This window comes from Nocardia sputorum, from assembly GCF_027924405.1.
GTDB classification, from domain to species: Bacteria; Actinomycetota; Actinomycetes; order Mycobacteriales; family Mycobacteriaceae; genus Nocardia; species Nocardia sputorum.
Window position 1 is genome coordinate 3,635,577 of the sequence record NZ_AP026978.1, and the last position, 19,245, is coordinate 3,654,821.

The following is a 19,245-nucleotide window of genomic DNA, read 5'->3' on the forward strand; positions in this document are numbered from 1 at the left end:
CCTAGTAGTTCGCGGTGTGCTGTCGGACGCTGAAGCGGTGTGTCGACGCTCTTCGAAATGTAGGCCGGTGGCGCTCGTTGAAGATCGGCCACTTGGTGGTTGTTTAGTCTGCCGTGTTGTCTGTCCGCATGGACGGGAGTGTGTCGATTTCGGTGTTGCGGAGTCGGTAGCTGTTTCCTTTCAAGGTCAGGACGTCGGCGTGGTGGACGATTCGGTCGATCATCGCCGCGGCAACGACGTGGTCGGAGAACACGTCGCCCCAGCGGGAGAACGGCAGGTTCGAGGTCAGGATCAGCGAGGCGTGTTCGTAGCGGCTGGAGACCAGTTGGAAGAACAGGTTCGCTGCGTCTTGTTCGAAGGGGATGTATCCGACCTCGTCGACGATCAGTAGTCCGTAGCGGCGGAGTTTGGCCAGTTCGGCGGCGAGGCGGCCGTGCTGGTGGGCGGTTTGTAGGCGGGTGACCCATTCGACGGCGGTGGCGAACAGGACGCGGTGGCCGTGGTGGGCGGCGGCGATACCCAGCCCGATCGACAGGTGGGTTTTGCCGGTTCCCGGTGGCCCGAGTAGCACCACGTTCTGGGCTTTGGTGATGAACTGGCCGGTGCCCAGATGTGCGATGGTGTCGCGCTTGAGGGCGGGCTGGTGGTCGAAGTTGAATTCCTCGATCGCTTTGCGGGCGGGGAATCCTGCTGCGCGGATCCGGATTTCGGCGCCGGAGGACTCTCGGGATGCCACTTCGCGGGACAGGACCGCGGCGAGGTATTCCTCATGCGTCCAGCCGGCGTCGCGGGCTTGGTCGGCCAGGCGGGCGGCGCTGTCGCGGATGCGGGGGGCCTTCAACGCGTTGGCGTAGTACTCGATCTGCTTGGCGGTATCGGCGGGTGCGGCCATCACGCGACACCCTCGCCGCCGAAGTCGACGCCGAAACAGGTGTCGTAGTCCGCGAGGTTACGCACCAACCCGCCGTCATCGACGCTGACGGTCCGAGATTGTTTGTGTCCGAATGCTTCCCGCAATTGCGCAGCGGTGTGGACATGGGTGGGGTCGGTGATGGTGACCGCTTTCGACCAGGCTCTGCGGTGGGTGGCCACCAGCAGCCCGTCGCAGCGGGCGGTGACGGTATCCAGATCGGCACGAATGTCGATAAACCGTCCGATCACCGTCGGGTCGATCGAGTAGTCGTTGCCCAAGACACGCAGGTAGTAGTCACGCGGCAGCCTCGCGCGGCTGGTGAACCCGACCGCCGGGGCGATCGGCGGCAGTGTCGTCATCGCGGCCCGGTCGATGCCGACCAGCTCCGCTGGGGAACCCGCGATGCGCCGGACGTGTCGAGCGTTGGCGATCGGCAGCCACTCGGCGAGCTGGGTGTTGAAATCTCCTGGTGAACTGAACGACCGGCCGGGCAGGAACGAGGTCTCGAGATAGCCGTTCACGCGTTCGACGATGCCCTTGGACTCCGGGTCGAACGGCTTGCACTGGACGATGCGGGTGGCCAGCATCCCGGTGAACGCCACCACCCCAACGGCCAGGTGTCCGCCCTTGCCGATCCCTGATTCGTTGTCCCACAACAGCCTGCGCGGGACTTTCCCCAACTGCCCCGACAGCAGCGACCACATCCCGGCCAGCAGATCCGCGGTGGTCCGGGTCGGAATCATCATCGCAGTGATGAACCTCGAGAACGAAGCCACCATCACCAGCACCGGGGGTGTCCCGACCTGCCCGGCGCCCAACGGGATCGGTGTCGGTGGGAACCACAGATCGCACTGCGCCTGATCCCCGGGCCGATACTCCAGCCGGTCCGCCGGATCCTTCGGTGCGTACTGCGGCCGCAGGGCCGCGACTTTCTTACGGAACCACGACGGTGACCCCGCCCAGCCCACCCGCTCGGCGATCACCGACGCCGGCATCGCCGGGAACTGCGCCAGCAGCTCCCGCACCAGCGGCTCGAACTCGTCGAACGCCGAGGGACCCGACACCCGCTGGTATCGCGGCGGCGACTCCGAGGCAATCGCCCTCGAGACCGTGTCCCGCGAGATGCCCAACCGGGACGCGATCGCCCGCATCGACAGGCCCTCACTCGCATGGAGATACCTGATCTGCGCCCATTCCTGCACTGAGATCACCCTTCCGATCGTGGGTGGGTGGCCGATTTTCAAAGAGCGCCGGTGGCCGGATTTTCGAAGAGCGCTGACACGGTGGCACCCTGCAGGTGTGCTCCGCTACGCGACAACCTTCTCGTCATCGTCAGCAGAGTCGTCGAGTCAACCCGGTTGACCACGTCTGCTACGGGGTGAGGCCACATTCGCAGGCACGGGCTACGACCAGTCGGCGGGTGCGGCCGCCGGGTGGGGTGATGCGCTGGAAGTGAGTCACTGTCCGGAGGGAACCGGGCACCTCACCTCGTCAGCGGCTTCGCCTGTGGGTGGGGATTTCGGCCAGGTCTGTGGCGCCGGTGATTTGGGCGATACTGGCGGTGTGAACGGGACGTGGGAGGTGTGGGGTCGGGTCGTGGTGGCCGCGGTCGCCGCGATACCGGTAGCCGGTCTCGTGGCCTGGTGGCTGGCTGGGCGGCGCGGGTGGCGGGCGGCGCTGTGCGATGTCGGGATGGTGACGGGTACCGCGCCGTGGTTGTGGATGATTCTCACGCCGACCGGAACGGGTCGTTCGCTGAATCTCGTGCCGCTGCGTGATCTGGCCGAGCAACTGGCCGCCGACCGGGTAATCGAGCAGTTCGGCGGGAATCTGTTGGTCTTCGCCGCACTCGGCTTCCTGTTGCCGGTGCGTCGACCCTGGTTCGCCCGCTCGTACCGCATCCTGTTGGTGGGAGCAGCAGCTTCGATCGCGGTGGAGACTGCACAGTTCGCCCTCGCTATCGGCCGTCACTCGTCCGTCGACGACGTACTGTTGAACGCGGCCGGTGCATACCTGGCGGGCCAGCTCTCACGACATCTGTGGGCGTCGGGCGCCGTCACCGACCGGTCCGAGCCGGCATTGCCCGAAGAGCCGACACCCGGCATCGTCTCCGAGCGAGACGGCGTCGGCCAGCCGACCTTCCCCGAGTAGGGAGATCATCGAGAAGTGCGTGGCGGCCAGGTCGATGCCAGCCATCCCCCACGACCTGCCCCGATCGACAGATCCACACTCGAGACCGATCCCGCTGGATACACGGAAATCGGCATGAACGGAGATCCTGCGCCGCAGTCGATCTCGTGACGCACGGCCACCCGCCCATCGGCACTACCGCGTGTCTCGGCACGTGATAGCTGCTGGGGCCGAGTCCTTGACCTGCTCTCTGCCGTCGGCATTCATGAACATTTCCGACGAGGTGTAGGGCGCGACACGCCGCCAGGATTGGCGAACAACTGACGTCACAGTTCGGATCTGGCCCACTTTTCGTGATGGGCGTGGCCTGAACTCGGAGCATGGTTGGGGTCTTGGGATCATGTCCGGCTGTGTGTTGATCATGGTGTGCAGTTGCTGCTGCCGCACCTGGCCGGGGTGGCGATCGAGAAGGTCGAAGAGGTCGGGGGCGTGATGTACGTCCGCCCTGGCGGCGGCGGTGGCCTGCGTACGCTGTGGGTGCGACGCGGCCAGGGTGCACAGCCGATACGAGCGTTACCTGGCCGACGCGCCGGTGGGCGGACGGCGGTTGGTGATCCGGCTGCGGGTACGGCGGTGGTTCTGCGACGAACCGTCTTGTGGGGTCAGCACTTTCGTGGAACAGGCCGCGGGGGTGAAGGTGCGGCTCGGGCGGCGAACACCACTGCTGCGGGCGATGCTGGGGGTAGCGCGGTCGCGCTGGCGGGGCGGGCCGGTGCGCGACTGGCCTCGGCGCCGCATGCGTCGGCAAGCCGGTCCACTCTGCTGCGGCTGCTCGCGGTGTTACCGGATCCCGCGGCGGTAACGCCACGGATGGTGGGGGTGGACGACTTCGCGTTGCGGCGCGGCCAGAACTACGGCACTGTGCTGATCGACTGCGAGACTGGTGCACCACTGGAGTTGTTGCCGGGCAGAGACGCTCAAACCCTGGCGAATTGGCTGGCCGCACACCCCGGGGTGGAGGTGGTATGCCCAGACCGCTCCGGGTCCTACGCCGAGGGAGCCCGTCTCGGCGCCCCCGACGCGATGCAGGTCGCGGATAGATTTCACCTCTGGCAGAACATGGGCAAGGCCGTCGAGCGCTGCGTGGCTCGCCACCGTGACTGCCTTCGCGCTACCGAGCCTCAGCCGACCGACCAGCTGAGCCTGCGACCTCAGGACGAGGAGCCCGGCGGGCGGTTCGCGCAGCGCGCCCGGCGGCACCACGAGAAGGTGCATGATCTGCTCGCTTCGGGGCACAGCATCCGCGGTATCGCTCGCGGCCTGGGTTGGGGCCAGCGCACAGTGCAGCGCTACGCCCACGCTGCCACCTGGCAGGAGTTGGTCGATGGCAAATGCAAAGGCGCGCGTCCCAGCAAACTCGACCCGTTCAAGCCCTACCTGCATCAGCGCTGGAATCCGGCTGTTGCAACGCCTTACAGCTCCACCGTGAGATCACGAGGGCCGCGTCAATCACATCAAGAGGATCAAAAGGCAGATGTTCGGCCGGGCCGGACTTCCACTGCTACGCAAAACGCGTGCTCCTCACCGCCGCGCGACGATGATGTGAGGCCCGGGGGCCTCCTCAACTCTTGTCCAGCCAGGGGACTTCTGCCCCAGGCTCGAAAAGGGCCGCGTAGAGGGTCACTTCTTCACGTCCTCGAACCAAGGCGATGGGAACACAGGTTTCCAGATGATGGGCGGGTACCAGCGTGAACCCATGGGCGGTGACAACCGAAACGACAGCAGCCTCAGCCGGGCGCATTTGTGGCTGTCCGGAACCGATCAACGCAGTCTTGCCGAAACCGTCCGCCCCGAATGACAAGATCACAGCATAGGGCCCCACCATGGACAGCCTTACGCTCAGAAATTGCTGCTCACCCCGCACAACGAATGTGAAACAGACATCACAGTTGGTGTCGGTATCATCGATCACCGGACCGATCGCTGAGAGGTCCTTCAAAACACCCCCGAAGGGCTGCTGGTCGGTAACGTCCCGGACGAAACGAAACTTGGGCGCAGCGAAGTCGCGATACGACTCCCGGAGCTGGTCTTCGTAGCTCGACACTGTCATTTTCCCGCGGCGCTTGCCCACCAACAGACCCTAACGCCCTCCGCCGTCCCCCAACCACCCACCGCGCTCAGACCACGCCTCTCACGAAAAGTGGGCCAGATCCCACAGTTCGCGGACAGAGCCAGGGAGATCATGACGACAGGTGACACACCGCTGCATGTGGTGCCGGAGGAAGTGAAGGCGGTCGGCAGGTTCGCCTAATGTCGTGGCCGAGCAGCTGAGGTCGGGCTCGGTGTCGTTGGACCGTGAAGTTCAGGCGCTGTTCGGTACCTGGAAGGGCAGCGCCGCCGATGCGTACCGCGCCGGGTGGGACGACATGCAGGACGGTGGGACGCACTCACCGACTTGGCGGGGTGTCGGAGAACCGAACGATTCTCAGACTTACGAGGGTGCCACCGGCACTGCGACGGTCGGTGGCCAATCCTGCGGTTCGACATTGGCCGGCTTCTGGCTGAGGTCCTGATCCCAGTCGAACACCGGTGCCGGCGGCCCCCATTGTTTTGGGGCAACGAACGAAGCAGTCCCGCTACCGAAGCTCACCTTCGTGAACCGGGCATCACCGGTGAAGGTCGCATCGTGGAACGAGACGTCGCCGGTGAAGGTCGCACCTTTGAACGAGACGTCGCAGGAAAAGGTCGCACTGTTGAACCAGGCGCTGTGCGCGAAGGTCACATAGTGGAACCAGATTTTGCCGGTGAAGGTCGCCTCTCCGAACTCGGCGGTGCGGGCGAAGGTCGCCTCTCCGAACTCAACGTCGCCGGTGAAAGTCGCATCGTGGAACCAGGCACCGCTCCTGAAGGTCGCATTCTGGAACCATGCACCGCCGGTGAAGGTCGCACCACCGAACTGGGCTTTGCGGGCGAAGGTCGCGTCGCCGAACTCAGCGACGCCGACGAAGGTCGCGCGGCTGAACTCTGCAGAGCCCTGAAGGTCGCATTGCTGAAATCGACACCTTCCAGGTAGGCATTGCGGAAGTCGAAATCGTTTGCCGACCAGTCGTATTCGGCGGGTGGGCGGAGGTGGTTGGCAATGACACGGAGGATGGTCGCGCGGACTTCCCGGTCGTTCTGCCGGTATTCGATGTGCTCTTCTGTCTCGCCACGGACTCGGCCATGTTCGATCCGGGGGGCTTTGACCACGAATTTGGTGCGCCCGCTGGCGCCGTGCTCGGTGTCGTAGGGCAGGCGGAGATATCCGCACAGCACGTCGATGCATTGCTGGCGGCGCAGACCTTCTGATTCGTCGGCGACGCCGGCCATGGCATAGACCCCAGCGATACGGACTGCGACATCGGGAGCACCGAGTTGGGCGGCTGCGGCGCCGAAGCGTTCGATGAACCGACTTTGCTCGAGGTCGCGCTGGCGGCGGTAGGCGATGACCAGCGCGACGACGCCACCCACGCCGCCGACGACGGTCAAGGCGATGCGGGTGACGTCGATCTCGGCAGCGGTCTTGCTCACGTCGACGGGTGTGATCCACCGTAGAAACCCGTAGGCGGCGACGGCCACGCCCAGGCCCGCAGCGAGGGCGAGTAGAACCGCCGGCAGCAACTGGATCCGTCCCGTGCGGCGCCCGAGCGACGAGCGGAAGTCTTTGATCGACCACCACGTGCGCAACGCGGTCATTCTTGAACCTACCTGCGCGTCAATGGCGCTCACCCGCCCGAACATTGCTCAATTCTGCTCGATACGACGTCGCCTCAACCACAGCGTCGGTCTACTACGCGTTTGTGAAGCGCAGGGCGGCAACGGTTCCACCCCACTCGAGCAGCGATGCGCGGATCTGACGGTGAAGACCCTGGACATGCACGCCGCCTCCGGCGGCACCCACGGTTCGCCGCGGGTCACCGCCGAGCTTCGCGACCGAGGCAAGCCGGTCAGCGCAAACGGTCCTGTCATCATAGCGCTGATCGGGATTCAAGGATTCAGCACGCGCGTTCAGGATGCGGCGACTTGGTCGATCCGGGCGGATCGGCTCGTCATCCCAGAACTCGTCGGGATCGTCGTAGTGGTTGAAGAATCCGCCGGTCATCCGATCACCGCGGTGGCCATGGTTAGCGTCTGGGAGCGTTGACCTGGAGCCTCGCCCACGACCGACTCGCTTCGGTCGTGCACAGCGATCCGAGTTGCTTCCTGGGATGATCGGATCGGCAACACGGGCCGAATCACCTTATGCAACGTCTGTCAGCTCAGCCAGCGGTCGATCGGCCGACGTACCGACCCGAACGGTTCGCAGCTGGGGCGCCGAAGCGAATTTCGTTGGGTCAGCACCCTGCATGTGCATCATGGTGTCGAGCGATCACCATCGGTCCAGATCTTGTATCGGGTCATGGGCGCCGACTATCTGGCCTATGATCGGACGGACTCGATCATGCGAGCTCTGGCTCGTCCCTATGTAGGGTTGGAACTGATGGTGAGTACCGAGCACTCACGGCCTGCTCGACGGCGACAAGCCAATGAGCGCGCAATATATCGTCAACTGCGCGAACAAGATACCGCATTCGGAGATGCAGTTGCATCTCCACATCGGTTGGTCGCAGTGGTCTTCGACAGTGAGCTATCGGAGACCGGGGACCTGACCAGGAAAATCCGAGTAGTGCTCCGGCTGGGAGATTTGCGAGGAGACCCGCCAGAATATCGCTGGCGTATACCACATCCACCGCAGCGTCCGCCGTTCGCTCTCGACATTCGAGTGCTGCCGAGTCCATTACCCTACCGTATCGATCAGGCAGAGGTATCGACCACCGTCGCGCGCACGACCGCCGTATTCGATCTGTCGAGCTGCATGGTCGGCGAAACCATCGAGTTGAATTTCTGCTACTCTCTCGAAAATTCGGTGGACACAACAAGTCGAGGCATCTTGTCGAGAAGGCACACGTTTGTGTGGACGTACACCTTCGTGTCTCGCACCGATTACTTCGAGACCAAATTGAGCTTTCCGAGAGGCGCGAGCCTGAGCGTGGACAGCAATGAAACATCACTGCATGCGTTCGAGCGGACAGCGGAGATAGATGGGCGCGCCGTGTACTCGTATACGACCTGGGAGCCGAGGCAAGGGCAGACGATCAGTGGTTGCGTCACCTACCGGCTCTGGTCGTCTACAATCGAGCCGATCATCGCGATTGCCGGCGGCGCCGTCGTAGCATTTCCGGCGGCATTTGCCACAGATGTGCTTACCGGGGTGACAACGTTCGCACTCGCTGTCTTGGTAACAGGATTTGCCCAGCTCGCAATCGGGCGACTGAAGTAGGCCGCATACGCTATTTCAACCGACTCTGCAACGTTATGGGAGAACATGTCGCGATCTGGGGCTCGGATATTCGACTGGACGACGCTCCCCGCTGCCTATCCGGCGCAGTATGAGCGTCTCAATGAGAGCTACGGGCAGATTTACACCGCCGCGGCGGAACGACTGGTCACGGTTGCGCGAATCCGCCGAGGCAACACTGTGGTCGATGTGGGCGCAGGTAGTGGCTTCTCCACCGAGATCATCGCGCGAGCGATAGGACGGTCGGGAAGCTTATTAGCCGTCGACCCGAGCATTCCGATGCTTGATCGAGCACGCGAAAGAATCTACCCGTGCCCGATCATTTTTCGCGAGGGTCGAGCATCCGATGTCCATTCGATCGCCTACAGCAATGGATTCTCAGGTTGTGATGCAGTTCTGTCGAGTTTTACCTACTATTATACGTTTCACAACAGGCACTCACTACATCGCGCCGTACACGGCGTTTTGAAGCCGGGCGGGAAATGGGCCTTCAACCTCACCAAATATCTCGGCGCGTTGAAGATAGCAGGGAACATATACAATAGGTTCGGTGACGTCTACGTCGACCATCTGAAGTCTATCGCAGTACGCCACGGAATACGTCACGGTGACCAAAATGATGAGGAATTCGACCAGTTCGCCGATACAGATCGGGAAGTGTCAGAGCTGCGGGCCGCCGGCTTCACTGATATCGAGGTCGAGGCCTGGGCGCTACCGATGACACCTAGCGCGGCTTTTCTTCTCACGCTGGACGGATTCTATAGCCACGGATCGCGAGTCACCTTTCTTCCGGCCCTCATGGACGTTCCGATCGGCAAACGCATCGAGATCATGCGGGAGGCGCTGAGCGAATGCTCCGAAGAACTCGACTCCTATCCTCGACCACACATAGCGAATCTCGTTGCGATGCGGCCTTGATTCCAGGTGAAGTTCTAACGATGCTTTCTCTGTAACAGAACGAGTTGTACCACCTGGCAGGCGGGAGGCCAGCTGGTATCAGTGAAAAGTGACGTAGTGGCCCCGGCTGCGTGGTTCATCTCGACCGAGTTCGGGGGATGTGATCGTAGAGTCGTTGGGGTGACGGAGCCCGATTGGTATTGCGATGAGGTGATTCCCCGGCTGGTCGAGGTGGATGTCGTGATCGAGACGGACCAGGTTCTGGCCTTTCGGCCACCGAATCCCGGTTTCGGCGCCGAGCACGTGATCGTGGTGCCGAAGAAGCACGTTCGTTCCCTGCTGGAGCTGGATCCGGTCTTGGGAGCGCGCTTGTTGGAGGTCGTCCAGGCCGTTGCTCAGCGGGTCGTCCATGAGCAAGGCGGTTGCCAGGTCCTGACGACTCTCGGCGACGAGCAGCACAACAGGCATCTTCATATGCATGTAGCTGCCGGAGCGGGCGTGGCCAGATTCGTGGCTCTCAGCAAGCCGCAGAGGTAAGCCCCGCTGGATTTCTGTAGCGGGCTATGGGCGGAACGCCGATCCACGGTATGGCGCGATCACATCGCGGGCGGTCATGCGGGATCGCCGGTCAACGCGGTGGGGGCCAGGGCCGCCCCGATCTCCCGGGCGACGCGGTGACCGGATTCGGCGGCGCCGTCGATGTAACCCGCCCAGCGGGTGGCGGTTTCGGTGCCCGCCCAGTGCAGCGGGCCGATCGCGGGGCGCAGGGCGTGCCCGAATCGGGTGAGGGTGCCCGGCGTGGTGAACGCGCCGTAGCAGCCGCGGCTGTATTCTTCTTCGGCCCAGTCCTTTTCGATGTAGTCGATCGGTGTGCGGGCGCGCGGACCGAAGTAGCCCGCGAGGTCTTCGATCACCTGAGCGCGTCGGTCGGCGAGGTCCGATCGCGAGCCGACGTCGGCGTGGCGGCCTTCCAGGAAACCGACGAGCACGCCGGGTGATCCGCCGGGTGGAGTGTTGTCGAACACTGTCCCCAGCGGTCGATGGTCGCTGTTGGCCTGGCCGCTCCACCCGTCTGCTCGCCAGAACGGTTCGTCGTAGACGACGTTGATCTTGATGACCCGGCCCATCGGCATCCGCTGGACGAGCTGGTCGCGGTCGCCGGGCAGGCCGGGGGTGAAGCGGATGCGCGCGGCCAGCGGCGGCGGCACCGCGATCACCGCGCGACGCGCCCGCACGACGGTCCCGCCGCTTCGTACACGGACACCGGCATCGTCCCAGTCCACCTCCGTGACAGGATTGTCGAGAACCACCCGATCACCGAGCTGCTCGGCCACAGCCAGCGCGATCGCCTGCGTGCCACCGACCACCCGATCCTGCTGGGCTCCGCCCTTGACACCGATCAAGGAGTCGAGCCCACCACCCGCACCGAAGTAGAAGCTCGCCCACAGCGCAGACATGTCCTCCGGTCCGGTGGAGAACACCGCCTCGGTGACCACCCGGAAGAACGCGCGCCCCTGCGCGGTGTGCGTGGCGCGGCGCAGCCAGGTGTCGAAAGTTTGCGAGTCCAGCGCTTCGGCTCGATCCGCCCGCCACGGCTCGGTCCGCGACACCTGCCGTCCGATGCGGTCCAGCCGCAGCTGCGCCTGGGCGATGTCGAGCAAGGCCAGCGGGTTCATCCGGGGAATTCGGCCGGTGTACTCCGAACGCGACGAGCCGAGTTCGGCGATATGGCGGCCGGCGGTATGCGTCGGATGAGTCTTCAAACCCAGCTCATCGATCAACGCCATCGCTTCATGCTGTGTCGGACCGACCCACTGTCCGCCGACCTCGATGGGCTCACCACCGGGCAACTCGGCGTTGAGCAGACGCCCGCCCACCCGGTCACGCGCTTCGAGCACCAGAACCTCGTGGCCGGTGCGCACCAGGTCGCGGGCGGCAACAAGGCCGGCTATGCCCGCGCCGACGATGACGACATCCACTGATTTACCCATCTCGATCCTTCAAGGTCATACGCTGTGAATCTAACATACATCGTGTATGTGATAAACGTACAGTATGGAGTCGCTGCGTGACAGGCACATCGAGAACACCCGCCGGACGCTGCTCGAGACCGCGGCCCGGCTGTTCGCCGAGCGGGAATACGCCGACCTGTCCGCCGAGGAGCTGGTGCGCGCCGCCGGGTTGACCCGAGGCGCGCTGTATCACCACTTCGACGGCAAGAAAGGACTGTTCGAAGCCGTCGTCGACGAGTTGGAAGACCGTGCGGCGCAACGCATCAGGGCTGCCATAGACTCCGCGACGGACCCCTTCGAACGCGTCGACCGCAGCCTGGAGGCTTTCCTCGACGTCTGCACGGAGCCCGACTACCGCCACATCGTGCTGCTGCAAGGCCCGATCGCGCTGGGCTGGCGCCGCTGGCGAGAAGTGGACCAGCGCCATCTCAGCAGCCTGGTGCTCGAGGGCGCCCGCAACCTGCTGGACGCCGGCCTCATCCAGCCCCATCCCCCGGAACTACTCGCCAGCGCCTTCTACGGCGCACTGACCGAGATGTCACTGATCATCGCGGAATCCGCCGACACCGAGAAAGGCCGCGCCGAGGCTGCCGCCTTGGCACGTGCACTCCTGAGCGGGCTCGCCGTCAACCGACGACAAGAATGACGATGCTCCGTCCACCGCAGTAACCGGCTCATCTCACCGTTCCAGAGCAGCCGACGACGACCACAGGCGGCGCAACGAAACGTCGACGACAATCCTCGACCGCGGCGACCGCCACGTCGAGCGCCGACACCGTCGGCAGGCTGCCCCGCCACAGGTCCCGATCGCTCATGTCGGCGATCAACCAGAGTGCCGACGACCTCGCCGATGCCGCCGCGATATCGCGCAGCGCCGACCGGCGGTCCAGCCATCCGCTGCCGGTCCACCTGCGGCAGCCAGGCACTGACCCACTGGTGCGTGAGCCCGCTGCGCGGGGCGTGTGGGCGGATCAGTGCCCGGGCGCGGCCTGTAGTTCGGGCGCGGCGGCGGCCAGCAATGCGTCGCGGTCGCGGCTCAACGGAGGGTAGATACGCCGGGTGTTGATGGCGCGCTTGGTGTTTTTGGCCTGCTCGCCGCACGCGACCACGTGGCGGTCCCAGCCCTCGGTATAGACGGCCCCTGCCGGCCCGAGATCGAGAACCGTGACGTACCAAGGGATCCGCAGCGGCTTCATGGGCTTGCCCAGAAGATCGCCGATGACGTTGTATCCCGCGTACCGGCCCATCGGGCGGCTGTGCTGGCAGGACATCACCGACCTGTGCTCGTCGTCCATTTTCGCGGCAGCGACGTCACCGGCGGCGAATACCCCGGCTACACCGCAGACCCGCAGGTAATCGTCTACGGGGAGTCGGCCCAGCCGGTCACGATCGACCCCGAAATCCGCGGCGAGCGGGTTGGCCCGCATGCCTGCACACCAGACGACGGTGGCGGCGGGCACCACTTCGCCTGACGAGAGCGTCACGCTGCGCTCGTCGACGGCGACGACCCCGACGCCCAACTCGGTCTCGATCCCGGCGTAGGCCAGCGCCGCCTCGATGACCGGTCGCGCCGATACGCCCATGTCCGAGCCGACGAACGGGTTGCGGTCGATCAAGACCACCCGCGGTGCGACGGCACGCGCGGCGAAGGTGTCGGCGAGCATCGCGGGCAGCTCGGTCGCCTCCTCGATCCCCGTCAAACCTGCTCCGACGACGACTACTGTCGCGGCCGCCGGATCGGCGGGGCCCTCGGCAAGCCGGCGCAGGTGGGCTTGCACTCGGGTCGCTGCGTCATAGGTGTCGATGTCGAAACCGAACTCCCGCAGGCCAGGGATATCGGGCTTGACCACCTGGCTGCCCAACGCGAGCACCAGCCGGTCGTAGCCGTGAGCGCCCGCGGTGGATTCCACGGTCCGGGCCGCAGTATTGATCGCCGTCACTTCGCCGATGATGTGCTCGACTCCGACCGGATCGAGTAGAGCGCTCAGCGGGATGCGGGAGGTGCTCAGATCGGTTTCGTAGTCGCGCACGCGAATGTCGTGATAAGGCGTAGCACTGATCATCGTGATATCCACGGTTCCGAGCCCCACCCCGAGTTCGTCGAGCCGCCTGGCAGCCGCGAGCGCCGCCCACAGACCCGCGAACCCGGACCCGAGAACCACGACACGCGGAGCATCGGTCACTGCAAGGCGCCGCACGTCGTCATTCTACGACCGCAGCCGGACTGCGCGCTTCTTGATGATGCTGGTCAGGGCGCTTTCAGGCCCGGGCCACACCGCACGAGATCGCCGGAGCCGAGCCCTTTGTGCCTTGACAAGCAGCGCGACGGCCCGGCACCGGTCGCCGGGCCGTCCGCCGTTTTACTCCGTGCTCGGCCGCCGACCTGCGCCCTACACAGGGTTCAGCGGCGGCGAGGGCGGAAAAACGACCGGCAGTGCGGCCGGTGCCCGATGGAAAGGTCCCGGACGCCGGACGAGTTCTTCGACCGGCACCGCCGGCTCCAGATCCGGGAACGCGTCGAGCAGCAGGTCGTACGGTGTGCCATCGAGGTGAGTGATGCGGAGTGTGGAGTCGAGTCGGCTACAGCATCGCTGCCGGGATGACCGAGATCAGTCCGCCGTCGACGAGGATGTCCTGCCCGTTGATGTAGGACGCTTCGTCCGACGCGAGGAAGGCGACCGCCGCCGCGACGTCCTCCGGGGTTCCGACCCGGCCGGCGGCGACCGTGGTGGCGATCGCGGACTTGACCTCGGCGGATGCTTCGGCTTGGAAGGCCGGGGTGTCGATGTACCCAGGGCTCACGGAGTTGACGCGGATGCGCCGGGGCGTCAGATCGGCGGCGAAGGTGCGGGCCAGACTCTGCACCGCGGCTTTGCTCGCGGTGTACAGGGCTGCGGCGGGTGCGCCGCGGTACGCGGCAAAGGATGCGTTGATGACGATCGCCGCGCCGTCCGGCAGGAGGGGCAGCGTCTTCTGGATGGTGAAGAACGCGGCCTTGAGATTGGTGTCGAGGACTCGGTAGAACTCACCTTCGGTGACCTCGTCGAGGGTCTGGAACGCGCCGATGCCCGCGTTCGCGAACACCACGTCCAGCCGGCCGAACCGCTCGCGGACAGTTGTGGCCAAGGTTTCCAGATCGGTGAGATCGGCTGCGTCACCGGCAATTCCGAGTGCCCGATCGCCGAGTTCGCCGACCGCCGCGTCGAGCCGGGCCTTGTCGCGCCCGGTGACGATCACCCGCGCTCCTTCGGCGATGAGCCGATGCGCGGTGGCCAGGCCCATGCCGCTGGTGCCACCGGTGATGAGTGCGATCTTGCCGTGGTATCGGGAACTGTCGTGCGTCATGGCTCCAGCGTGCCGACGCTGCCCCGGAACAAACAGTGCGCATTTATGGTGGGTGTGGCACCACCACCTTGCGACGTCAGGCGGGCGAGGCGACGCGCAGGCGGTGCAGCCGCTCCAGGCGCTGCGCGGTGGCGGTCTCCGGCCGCGGGTTGTACAGCACCAGTTGCCATTCGGGATGGTCGGCGACCGTCAGCGTCGTCGCGTCGAAGAACAATTCACCGAGGTCGGGATGACGCAGTGCGTTCACCGCCTGCGCCGGCACTCCGACTTCCTGCCGCTCCCAGAGTTCGGCGAATTCCGCGCTCACCGACCGGAGATCGTCCACCACTTTGCGGAAATCGGCGTCACCAGGACAAATGGCTGCGCTTGCCCGATAAGCGGCAACGATGGCCGGTGCGTTCTCCGCCCATATCTCGTCCATGGCGCGATAACGCGGATTGGTGAAATAGGTGAGCAGGCAATTGTGTTCGCCGTCGCCGTAGCCGAACACCACCCGCGCGGTCTCGTTGAAGGTCAGTACATTCCAGTACCGGTCGCGCAGCACCGCTGGCCGCCCGTCCCAGGCATCGATCAACTGCTGCACCTCGGGCGTGACGGCTGTTCCCGGCGCGCACTCGAGAGGAGGCGGATTGAGTCCTGCCAGCAGGTACAGATGGATCCGTTCCGGTTCGCTCAGCAGCAGGACTCGGGCGATCGCATCGAGCACCTCGTCGGAGACGGTGATGACGCGCCCCTGCTCCAGCCAGGTGTACCAGGAGACGCCGACCCCGGCCAGCACGGCGACCTCTTCCCGTCGCAATCCAGGCGTGCGCCGCCGGCCCGTCGCCGGAATACCGACGTCCTCCGGACTCAGCCGCGCCCGCCTGGCGCGCAGAAAGTCACGTAACAACTCGCGGCGTCGCGGCACGGCTTCGCTGGTCATAAGCCACGGTAACAAGCGAACTGCCCGGGGCGGGGCTCCGGCCGTCGCACCGGTCACTGCCGGGCCGCATCGCGACCTCGGCGACGCTCACCGCGCGGCGTCGCTCGATAGGCGCAGTGCGTCCATGAGGGCGAAGTCGGCGTGCAACATGCCCGACGAGCCCTCGTCGCGGTGGGAGGATTCCGCCGCGACACCAGTCGACCGACACGCAACGGGCGCTGGGCGTCGAACGCGGGCGGGCGTCGAACGCGGCTCACAGCGGCGCCGACTGCCACCACTGGTCGAAGAGGTCCTGGCCGGTGTGGTGGTCCCAGGACACGTCCACGACGACCCACGCTCGCGCCGGGTCGTCGAAACCGGCCGTGAGCAGTCCGGTGTTTCCGCCCGGGTAGTGGCTCCAACGCACCCGCCCGGATCCGGACGACCTGCGCCAGGTGTCCTGGCGGGTGGTGTCGTTGTCGATGTCGGTCTCGAACGTCGAGTCCCGTCGCGGGTCACCGCGCCGGAAAGACCATACATACCAGTGGATGCCGTTGTCCTGGTGGCATTCGACCGCAGGAGCTCCGCCGTTGTTGACCACGTCGATATCGGTGCAGCGGGCGCCCTGATATCCGACGCCATCGGGTGTCGCCGGTAGCAGGCCGGGGAACAACGCGACGAGTTCGGCATTGCGCCCCCAGGCAGACGTGGTGACCGCCGTGGTGGTGCTCGCGGGCACCGTCGTGGCAGCGGGTGTGGTAGACGGACTCGCACTGTTGGGCGTCGCCACTCCGGGAACGGTCCCCGCCCGCAGGAGCAGCGCACCGGCGAGCGCGAGCAGCGGCACCAGCACGGCGGCCGCGATCACCAGTGCGCGTGGAGATTTCCGCGCCGCCGGTGCGGGCTGCGGGGGCACGGCAGGCTGTGGGCGCGGCGGCGCGAGCGCCGCTGCCGCAGCGGCGGCCAGTGCGCGGCAACTGTCGTAGCGGTCCGCGGGACGTTTCGCCATCGCGGTGGCGATCACGTCGTCCAGCGCGGCGGGCAGGGCCGGGTCGGTCGCCGAGGGCCGCGGTGGCGGTTCGGCCAGGTGCGCGCGCAGCACCGCCGCGGGTGTCGTGCGCGCGAACGGCATACTGCCGGTGAGCATCTGGTAGAACGTCGCGCCGAGGGCGTACACGTCGCAGCGATGGTCGAGCGGCTCGCCCCGGATCTGTTCGGGGGCCACGTACCCGAGCGTCGCGATCAGGGCTCCGGCGGCGGTCAGCCCACTGGTGTCGTCGCGGCTGCGCGCGATGCCGAAATCGGTGACGAAGACGTGGTCGCGCCCGTCGTCTCCGGCGGTGACCAGCAAGTTGGCCGGTTTGACGTCCCGGTGCAGCAGGCCGCGCCGATGAGCGGCGTCGAGTCCTGCGGCGGCTTGGGCGAGGATATCCACCGCCCGGCGCGGCGGCAGCGCACCCGCGTGGTGCCCGAGCAGCCGTGCCACATCCGAACCGGCCACGTACCGCATCGACATCCACAGCTGGTCGTCCTCGCTGCCGCGGTCGTAGATCTCCACGATGTTCGGATGATCCAGCCGCGCGGCCAGTTCGGCTTCGCGCCGGAACCGGGCGCGGAATTCGGCGTCGGCGCCGGCCGACGGGTCCAGCACCTTCAGCGCGACCGAACGCGGCAGCCGCGGATGACGCGCCAGATACACCGTCCCCATGCCACCCGTGCCGAGCGTGCGCTCGATCCGGTACCCGGCGAACACCGAGCCCGACCGCAGCTTCATGCCCATCCCGTCCCCGGCTCAGATCGGCGCACCGCTCCACCATCTGTCGTACACATCCTGGCCCCCGGCGCCGCCGGAGGCGCTGACGACGCAGAAGCTCCGGTGGTCGGTGAACGCCACGTCCAGCAGTCCGAAACCGGCCAGCCGGTCGGTGGCCCAGCGGACGGTGCCCGTGCCCGACGACCGGCTCCATGGTTGTTCGCGCAGGTCGGCGCGGCCGAGGGTATCGGAGGTATAGGTCAGCGGACGCCGGGACGGGTCGCAGCGAATATTGACGTTGATCCCCTCGTCGGTGGCGGCGGGACAGTGCAACCAGGCGCCGCGGTCGTCGTTGAGGGCGCAGCGCATGCCCTGGTAGCCCACGCCTTCGGGATCGGCGGGCAGCAGGTTCGGAAACGTCTCGACGATGTAGGCGGCGGGTCCCCAGGCCGATGCGGCCGCGGCGGTAGCGGGCGCAGTGGTGGTGGTGGGCTGCGACGCGGTGGACGTGGGCGCGGCGGTCGGATGCCCGCCGGATCGTTCGCCGGTGCGCAGCAGGATCACCGCCGAGGAGGCGACGACGACCAATGCCACCGCCCCAGCGAGCAACGCCGGCCGTCCGGTCCTCGCGCGCGGAGGCGGTGGGCGCAGGGCAGGAGCGGGCGGGACAGGCTGAGGCTCGAGCGCGCGGATCGCCGCGGCCGCGAGCTCCCCGCAGCTGTCGTACCTGGCGGCGGGATTCTTCGCCATGGCCCTGGCGACCACCTCGTCGACGGCCGGGGGCAGCGCCGGGTTCGCCCGTGACGGGCGCGGCGGCGGTTCGTACAAGTGCGCCTGCAGGCTTGCCGCTGGGGTACGGGGACCGAAAGGTACTGTGCCGGTCAGCATTTCGTACAGGGTGCAGCCGAGGGAGTAGACGTCGGCGCGATGGTCGAGCGGAGCGCCGGTCAGTTGTTCGGGCGCGGCGTAGGCCCAGCTGGCCAGCACCGATCCCGTGGTGGTCAGCGACGCGCTCGCGTCCAGCGATCGCGCGATACCGAAATCGGTGATGCGCACCGCGTCGGATCCGTCGTCGGCCGTCGACACCAGGATGTTCGCGGGCTTCACGTCGCGATGCAACAACCCCCCGCGATGTGCGGCGTCCAGCCCGCGAGCCGCGGCGGCGATGATCCGTACCGCGCGCCGAGCGGTCAGCACGGCCGGACCGCGGCGCACCAGCTCCGCGGCGTCCACGCCGTCGACGTACCGCATGGCGATCCACAGCACCTCGCCCTCGGCGCCCCGGTCGTAGATGGACACGACATTCGGATGCTCCAGCCGGGCCGCCAGTTCGGCCTCGCGCTCGAAGCGAGCCCGGAACTCAACGTCCGCACCCAGATCAGGATCGAGGATCTTCAGCGCGTCGCGCCGCGGCAACCGCGGATGCTCGGCCAGGTACACCGCGCCCATACCGCCCGCGCCGATCCGGCGCACGATGCGATAACCAGCGAAGACCTCACCCGGCTGCACAGACACGGCCCGTCCTCCTCCCTGACCGAGGAGGATACCGGTCGATCGCCCAGGTACCCAGCGAGCCCACTTCCACCGCGCACGCGCGGCCGAGGCCAGACCACGGATCACCGCGTCGAGCTCGAGCGCGCGTCGAGCGGCCGAAGACGGACGGAGCGACTTTCCCTGTGCAGCGACATCGGCCTCAGCACCGCCGCCATCCACCAACTCCAGCCCGCTCGCCGACCTCCGCCACCGGCCCACGTCCCCGGATCGGTACAGCTGTGCGCCGTCGCGGTCGAACGGGTTGGCACGAATCCGCCCGCCGTCCGTGCCGGCGCTCCGATGCACGCCGGCTGGGCCACCGGTGCGTGGCCGACGGCGACGCCATGCACGGCGCCGTGGTGGGAGTGCCGTTCATATGCTCGC

General features: G+C 66.3%; 20 protein-coding genes and 2 pseudogenes. 10 read left to right on the plus strand and 12 right to left on the minus strand.

All coding sequences use genetic code 11. The features are described 5' to 3' along the window. Positions 1-103: 103 nt before the first annotated feature. Together istB and istA are read right to left on the minus strand one after the other, a co-directional pair. On the minus strand, positions 104-892 hold the full coding sequence (istB, locus tag QMG86_RS16545) for an IS21-like element helper ATPase IstB (protein ID WP_281873984.1): 789 nt from the start codon (positions 890-892) through the stop codon (positions 104-106). Then, the gene (gene istA, locus QMG86_RS16550) at positions 892-2,115 is read right to left on the minus strand and encodes an IS21 family transposase (RefSeq protein ID WP_434086196.1); all 1,224 of its coding nucleotides are present in this window, start codon (positions 2,113-2,115) and stop codon (positions 892-894) included. The genes istB and istA overlap by 1 nt, the downstream gene beginning before the upstream one ends. A 361-nt stretch (positions 2,116-2,476) precedes the next feature. Here istA and QMG86_RS16555 point away from each other — a divergent pair, with 361 nt between their 5' ends. From QMG86_RS16555 to QMG86_RS33585, 3 genes and pseudogenes are all read left to right on the plus strand, one after another. Continuing rightward, the gene (locus QMG86_RS16555) at positions 2,477-3,064 is read left to right on the plus strand and encodes a VanZ family protein (RefSeq protein ID WP_281880621.1); all 588 of its coding nucleotides are present in this window, start codon (positions 2,477-2,479) and stop codon (positions 3,062-3,064) included. 532 nt (positions 3,065-3,596) lie between these two features. Further along, positions 3,597-3,905: a transposase family protein gene (locus tag QMG86_RS33580; RefSeq protein WP_350356396.1), complete on the plus strand. Its 309-nt coding sequence runs from the start codon at positions 3,597-3,599 to the stop codon at positions 3,903-3,905. Positions 3,906-3,913: 8 nt separating this feature from the next. Beyond that, a pseudogene (locus QMG86_RS33585) lies at positions 3,914-4,156 on the plus strand (ISL3 family transposase); the annotation flags it as partial. A gap of 508 nt (positions 4,157-4,664) precedes the next feature. On the opposite strand, the gene QMG86_RS16560 reads toward QMG86_RS33585, so the two are convergent. Then, positions 4,665-5,174, minus strand: coding sequence for a hypothetical protein (locus QMG86_RS16560; RefSeq protein ID WP_281880623.1), 510 nt, complete (start codon positions 5,172-5,174; stop codon positions 4,665-4,667). A 211-nt stretch (positions 5,175-5,385) separates the two neighbouring features. Between QMG86_RS16560 and QMG86_RS16565 the strand changes: the two genes are divergently transcribed. Continuing rightward, on the plus strand, positions 5,386-5,616 hold the full coding sequence (locus tag QMG86_RS16565; RefSeq protein WP_281880990.1) for a WXG100 family type VII secretion target: 231 nt from the start codon (positions 5,386-5,388) through the stop codon (positions 5,614-5,616). Here the strand turns inward: QMG86_RS16565 and QMG86_RS33740 are convergent. Then, positions 5,535-5,825: a pentapeptide repeat-containing protein gene (locus QMG86_RS33740; RefSeq protein WP_434086207.1), complete on the minus strand. Its 291-nt coding sequence runs from the start codon at positions 5,823-5,825 to the stop codon at positions 5,535-5,537. The genes QMG86_RS16565 and QMG86_RS33740 overlap by 82 nt on opposite strands. Before the next feature lie 54 nt (positions 5,826-5,879). Further along, positions 5,880-6,368, minus strand: a pseudogene (locus QMG86_RS33745) (pentapeptide repeat-containing protein); the annotation flags it as partial. Between the two features lie 89 nt (positions 6,369-6,457). Here QMG86_RS33745 and QMG86_RS33595 point away from each other — a divergent pair. From QMG86_RS33595 to QMG86_RS16595, 5 genes are all read left to right on the plus strand, one after another. Further along, entirely contained in the window at positions 6,458-6,637 is a 180-nt protein-coding gene (locus QMG86_RS33595) for a hypothetical protein (RefSeq protein WP_350356398.1), read from the plus strand. Between the two features lie 109 nt (positions 6,638-6,746). Further along, a complete protein-coding gene (locus QMG86_RS16580; protein ID WP_281880624.1) occupies positions 6,747-7,226 on the plus strand; it encodes a hypothetical protein in 480 nt (159 codons plus the stop codon). A 255-nt stretch (positions 7,227-7,481) separates the two neighbouring features. Next, on the plus strand, positions 7,482-8,402 hold the full coding sequence (locus QMG86_RS16585) for a hypothetical protein (RefSeq protein WP_281880625.1): 921 nt from the start codon (positions 7,482-7,484) through the stop codon (positions 8,400-8,402). 45 nt (positions 8,403-8,447) lie between these two features. After that, on the plus strand, positions 8,448-9,338 hold the full coding sequence (locus QMG86_RS16590) for a class I SAM-dependent methyltransferase (RefSeq protein ID WP_281880627.1): 891 nt from the start codon (positions 8,448-8,450) through the stop codon (positions 9,336-9,338). A gap of 159 nt (positions 9,339-9,497) precedes the next feature. After that, on the plus strand, positions 9,498-9,854 hold the full coding sequence (locus tag QMG86_RS16595) for an HIT family protein (protein WP_281880629.1): 357 nt from the start codon (positions 9,498-9,500) through the stop codon (positions 9,852-9,854). Between the two features lie 74 nt (positions 9,855-9,928). Here the strand turns inward: QMG86_RS16595 and QMG86_RS16600 are convergent, their stop codons facing one another. Beyond that, the gene (locus QMG86_RS16600; RefSeq protein ID WP_281880630.1) at positions 9,929-11,308 is read right to left on the minus strand and encodes a flavin monoamine oxidase family protein; all 1,380 of its coding nucleotides are present in this window, start codon (positions 11,306-11,308) and stop codon (positions 9,929-9,931) included. Positions 11,309-11,372: 64 nt separating this feature from the next. Between QMG86_RS16600 and QMG86_RS16605 the strand changes: the two genes are divergently transcribed. After that, complete coding sequence (locus QMG86_RS16605) at positions 11,373-11,975, plus strand: TetR/AcrR family transcriptional regulator (RefSeq protein WP_281880631.1); 603 nt, start codon at positions 11,373-11,375, stop codon at positions 11,973-11,975. Positions 11,976-12,003: 28 nt separating this feature from the next. On the opposite strand, the gene QMG86_RS16610 is transcribed toward QMG86_RS16605, so the two are convergent. The 6 genes from QMG86_RS16610 to QMG86_RS16640 all read right to left on the minus strand — a co-directional run bounded on the left by QMG86_RS16610 (position 12,004) and on the right by QMG86_RS16640 (position 18,843). After that, entirely contained in the window at positions 12,004-12,144 is a 141-nt protein-coding gene (locus QMG86_RS16610; protein ID WP_281880632.1) for a hypothetical protein, read from the minus strand. Positions 12,145-12,300: 156 nt separating this feature from the next. After that, positions 12,301-13,512, minus strand: coding sequence for an NAD(P)/FAD-dependent oxidoreductase (locus QMG86_RS16615; RefSeq protein WP_281880992.1), 1,212 nt, complete (start codon positions 13,510-13,512; stop codon positions 12,301-12,303). A gap of 397 nt (positions 13,513-13,909) precedes the next feature. Continuing rightward, positions 13,910-14,674: a glucose 1-dehydrogenase gene (locus QMG86_RS16625; protein ID WP_281880633.1), complete on the minus strand. Its 765-nt coding sequence runs from the start codon at positions 14,672-14,674 to the stop codon at positions 13,910-13,912. A gap of 76 nt (positions 14,675-14,750) precedes the next feature. Further along, positions 14,751-15,596, minus strand: a complete 846-nt coding sequence (locus QMG86_RS16630) for a helix-turn-helix transcriptional regulator (RefSeq protein ID WP_281880635.1) — start codon at positions 15,594-15,596, stop codon at positions 14,751-14,753. A gap of 253 nt (positions 15,597-15,849) precedes the next feature. Beyond that, positions 15,850-17,349, minus strand: a complete 1,500-nt coding sequence (locus QMG86_RS16635) for a serine/threonine-protein kinase (RefSeq protein WP_281880636.1) — start codon at positions 17,347-17,349, stop codon at positions 15,850-15,852. Between the two features lie 18 nt (positions 17,350-17,367). Next, a complete protein-coding gene (locus QMG86_RS16640) occupies positions 17,368-18,843 on the minus strand; it encodes a serine/threonine-protein kinase (protein WP_281880637.1) in 1,476 nt (491 codons plus the stop codon). Positions 18,844-19,245 lie beyond the last annotated feature (402 nt).

Coding starts and splice junctions, on each gene's coding strand:
- istB (WP_281873984.1), bottom strand. CDS start 892: ATGGCCGCACCCGCCGATACCGCCAAGCAGATCGAGTACTACGCCAAC.
- QMG86_RS16585 (WP_281880625.1), top strand. CDS start 7,482: ATGGGCGCCGACTATCTGGCCTATGATCGGACGGACTCGATCATGCGA.
- QMG86_RS16590 (WP_281880627.1), top strand. CDS start 8,448: ATGTCGCGATCTGGGGCTCGGATATTCGACTGGACGACGCTCCCCGCT.
- QMG86_RS16600 (WP_281880630.1), bottom strand. CDS start 11,308: ATGGGTAAATCAGTGGATGTCGTCATCGTCGGCGCGGGCATAGCCGGC.
- QMG86_RS16605 (WP_281880631.1), top strand. CDS start 11,373: ATGGAGTCGCTGCGTGACAGGCACATCGAGAACACCCGCCGGACGCTG.
- QMG86_RS16610 (WP_281880632.1), bottom strand. CDS start 12,144: ATGAGCGATCGGGACCTGTGGCGGGGCAGCCTGCCGACGGTGTCGGCG.
- QMG86_RS16625 (WP_281880633.1), bottom strand. CDS start 14,674: ATGACGCACGACAGTTCCCGATACCACGGCAAGATCGCACTCATCACC.
- QMG86_RS16630 (WP_281880635.1), bottom strand. CDS start 15,596: ATGACCAGCGAAGCCGTGCCGCGACGCCGCGAGTTGTTACGTGACTTT.
- QMG86_RS16635 (WP_281880636.1), bottom strand. CDS start 17,349: ATGAAGCTGCGGTCGGGCTCGGTGTTCGCCGGGTACCGGATCGAGCGC.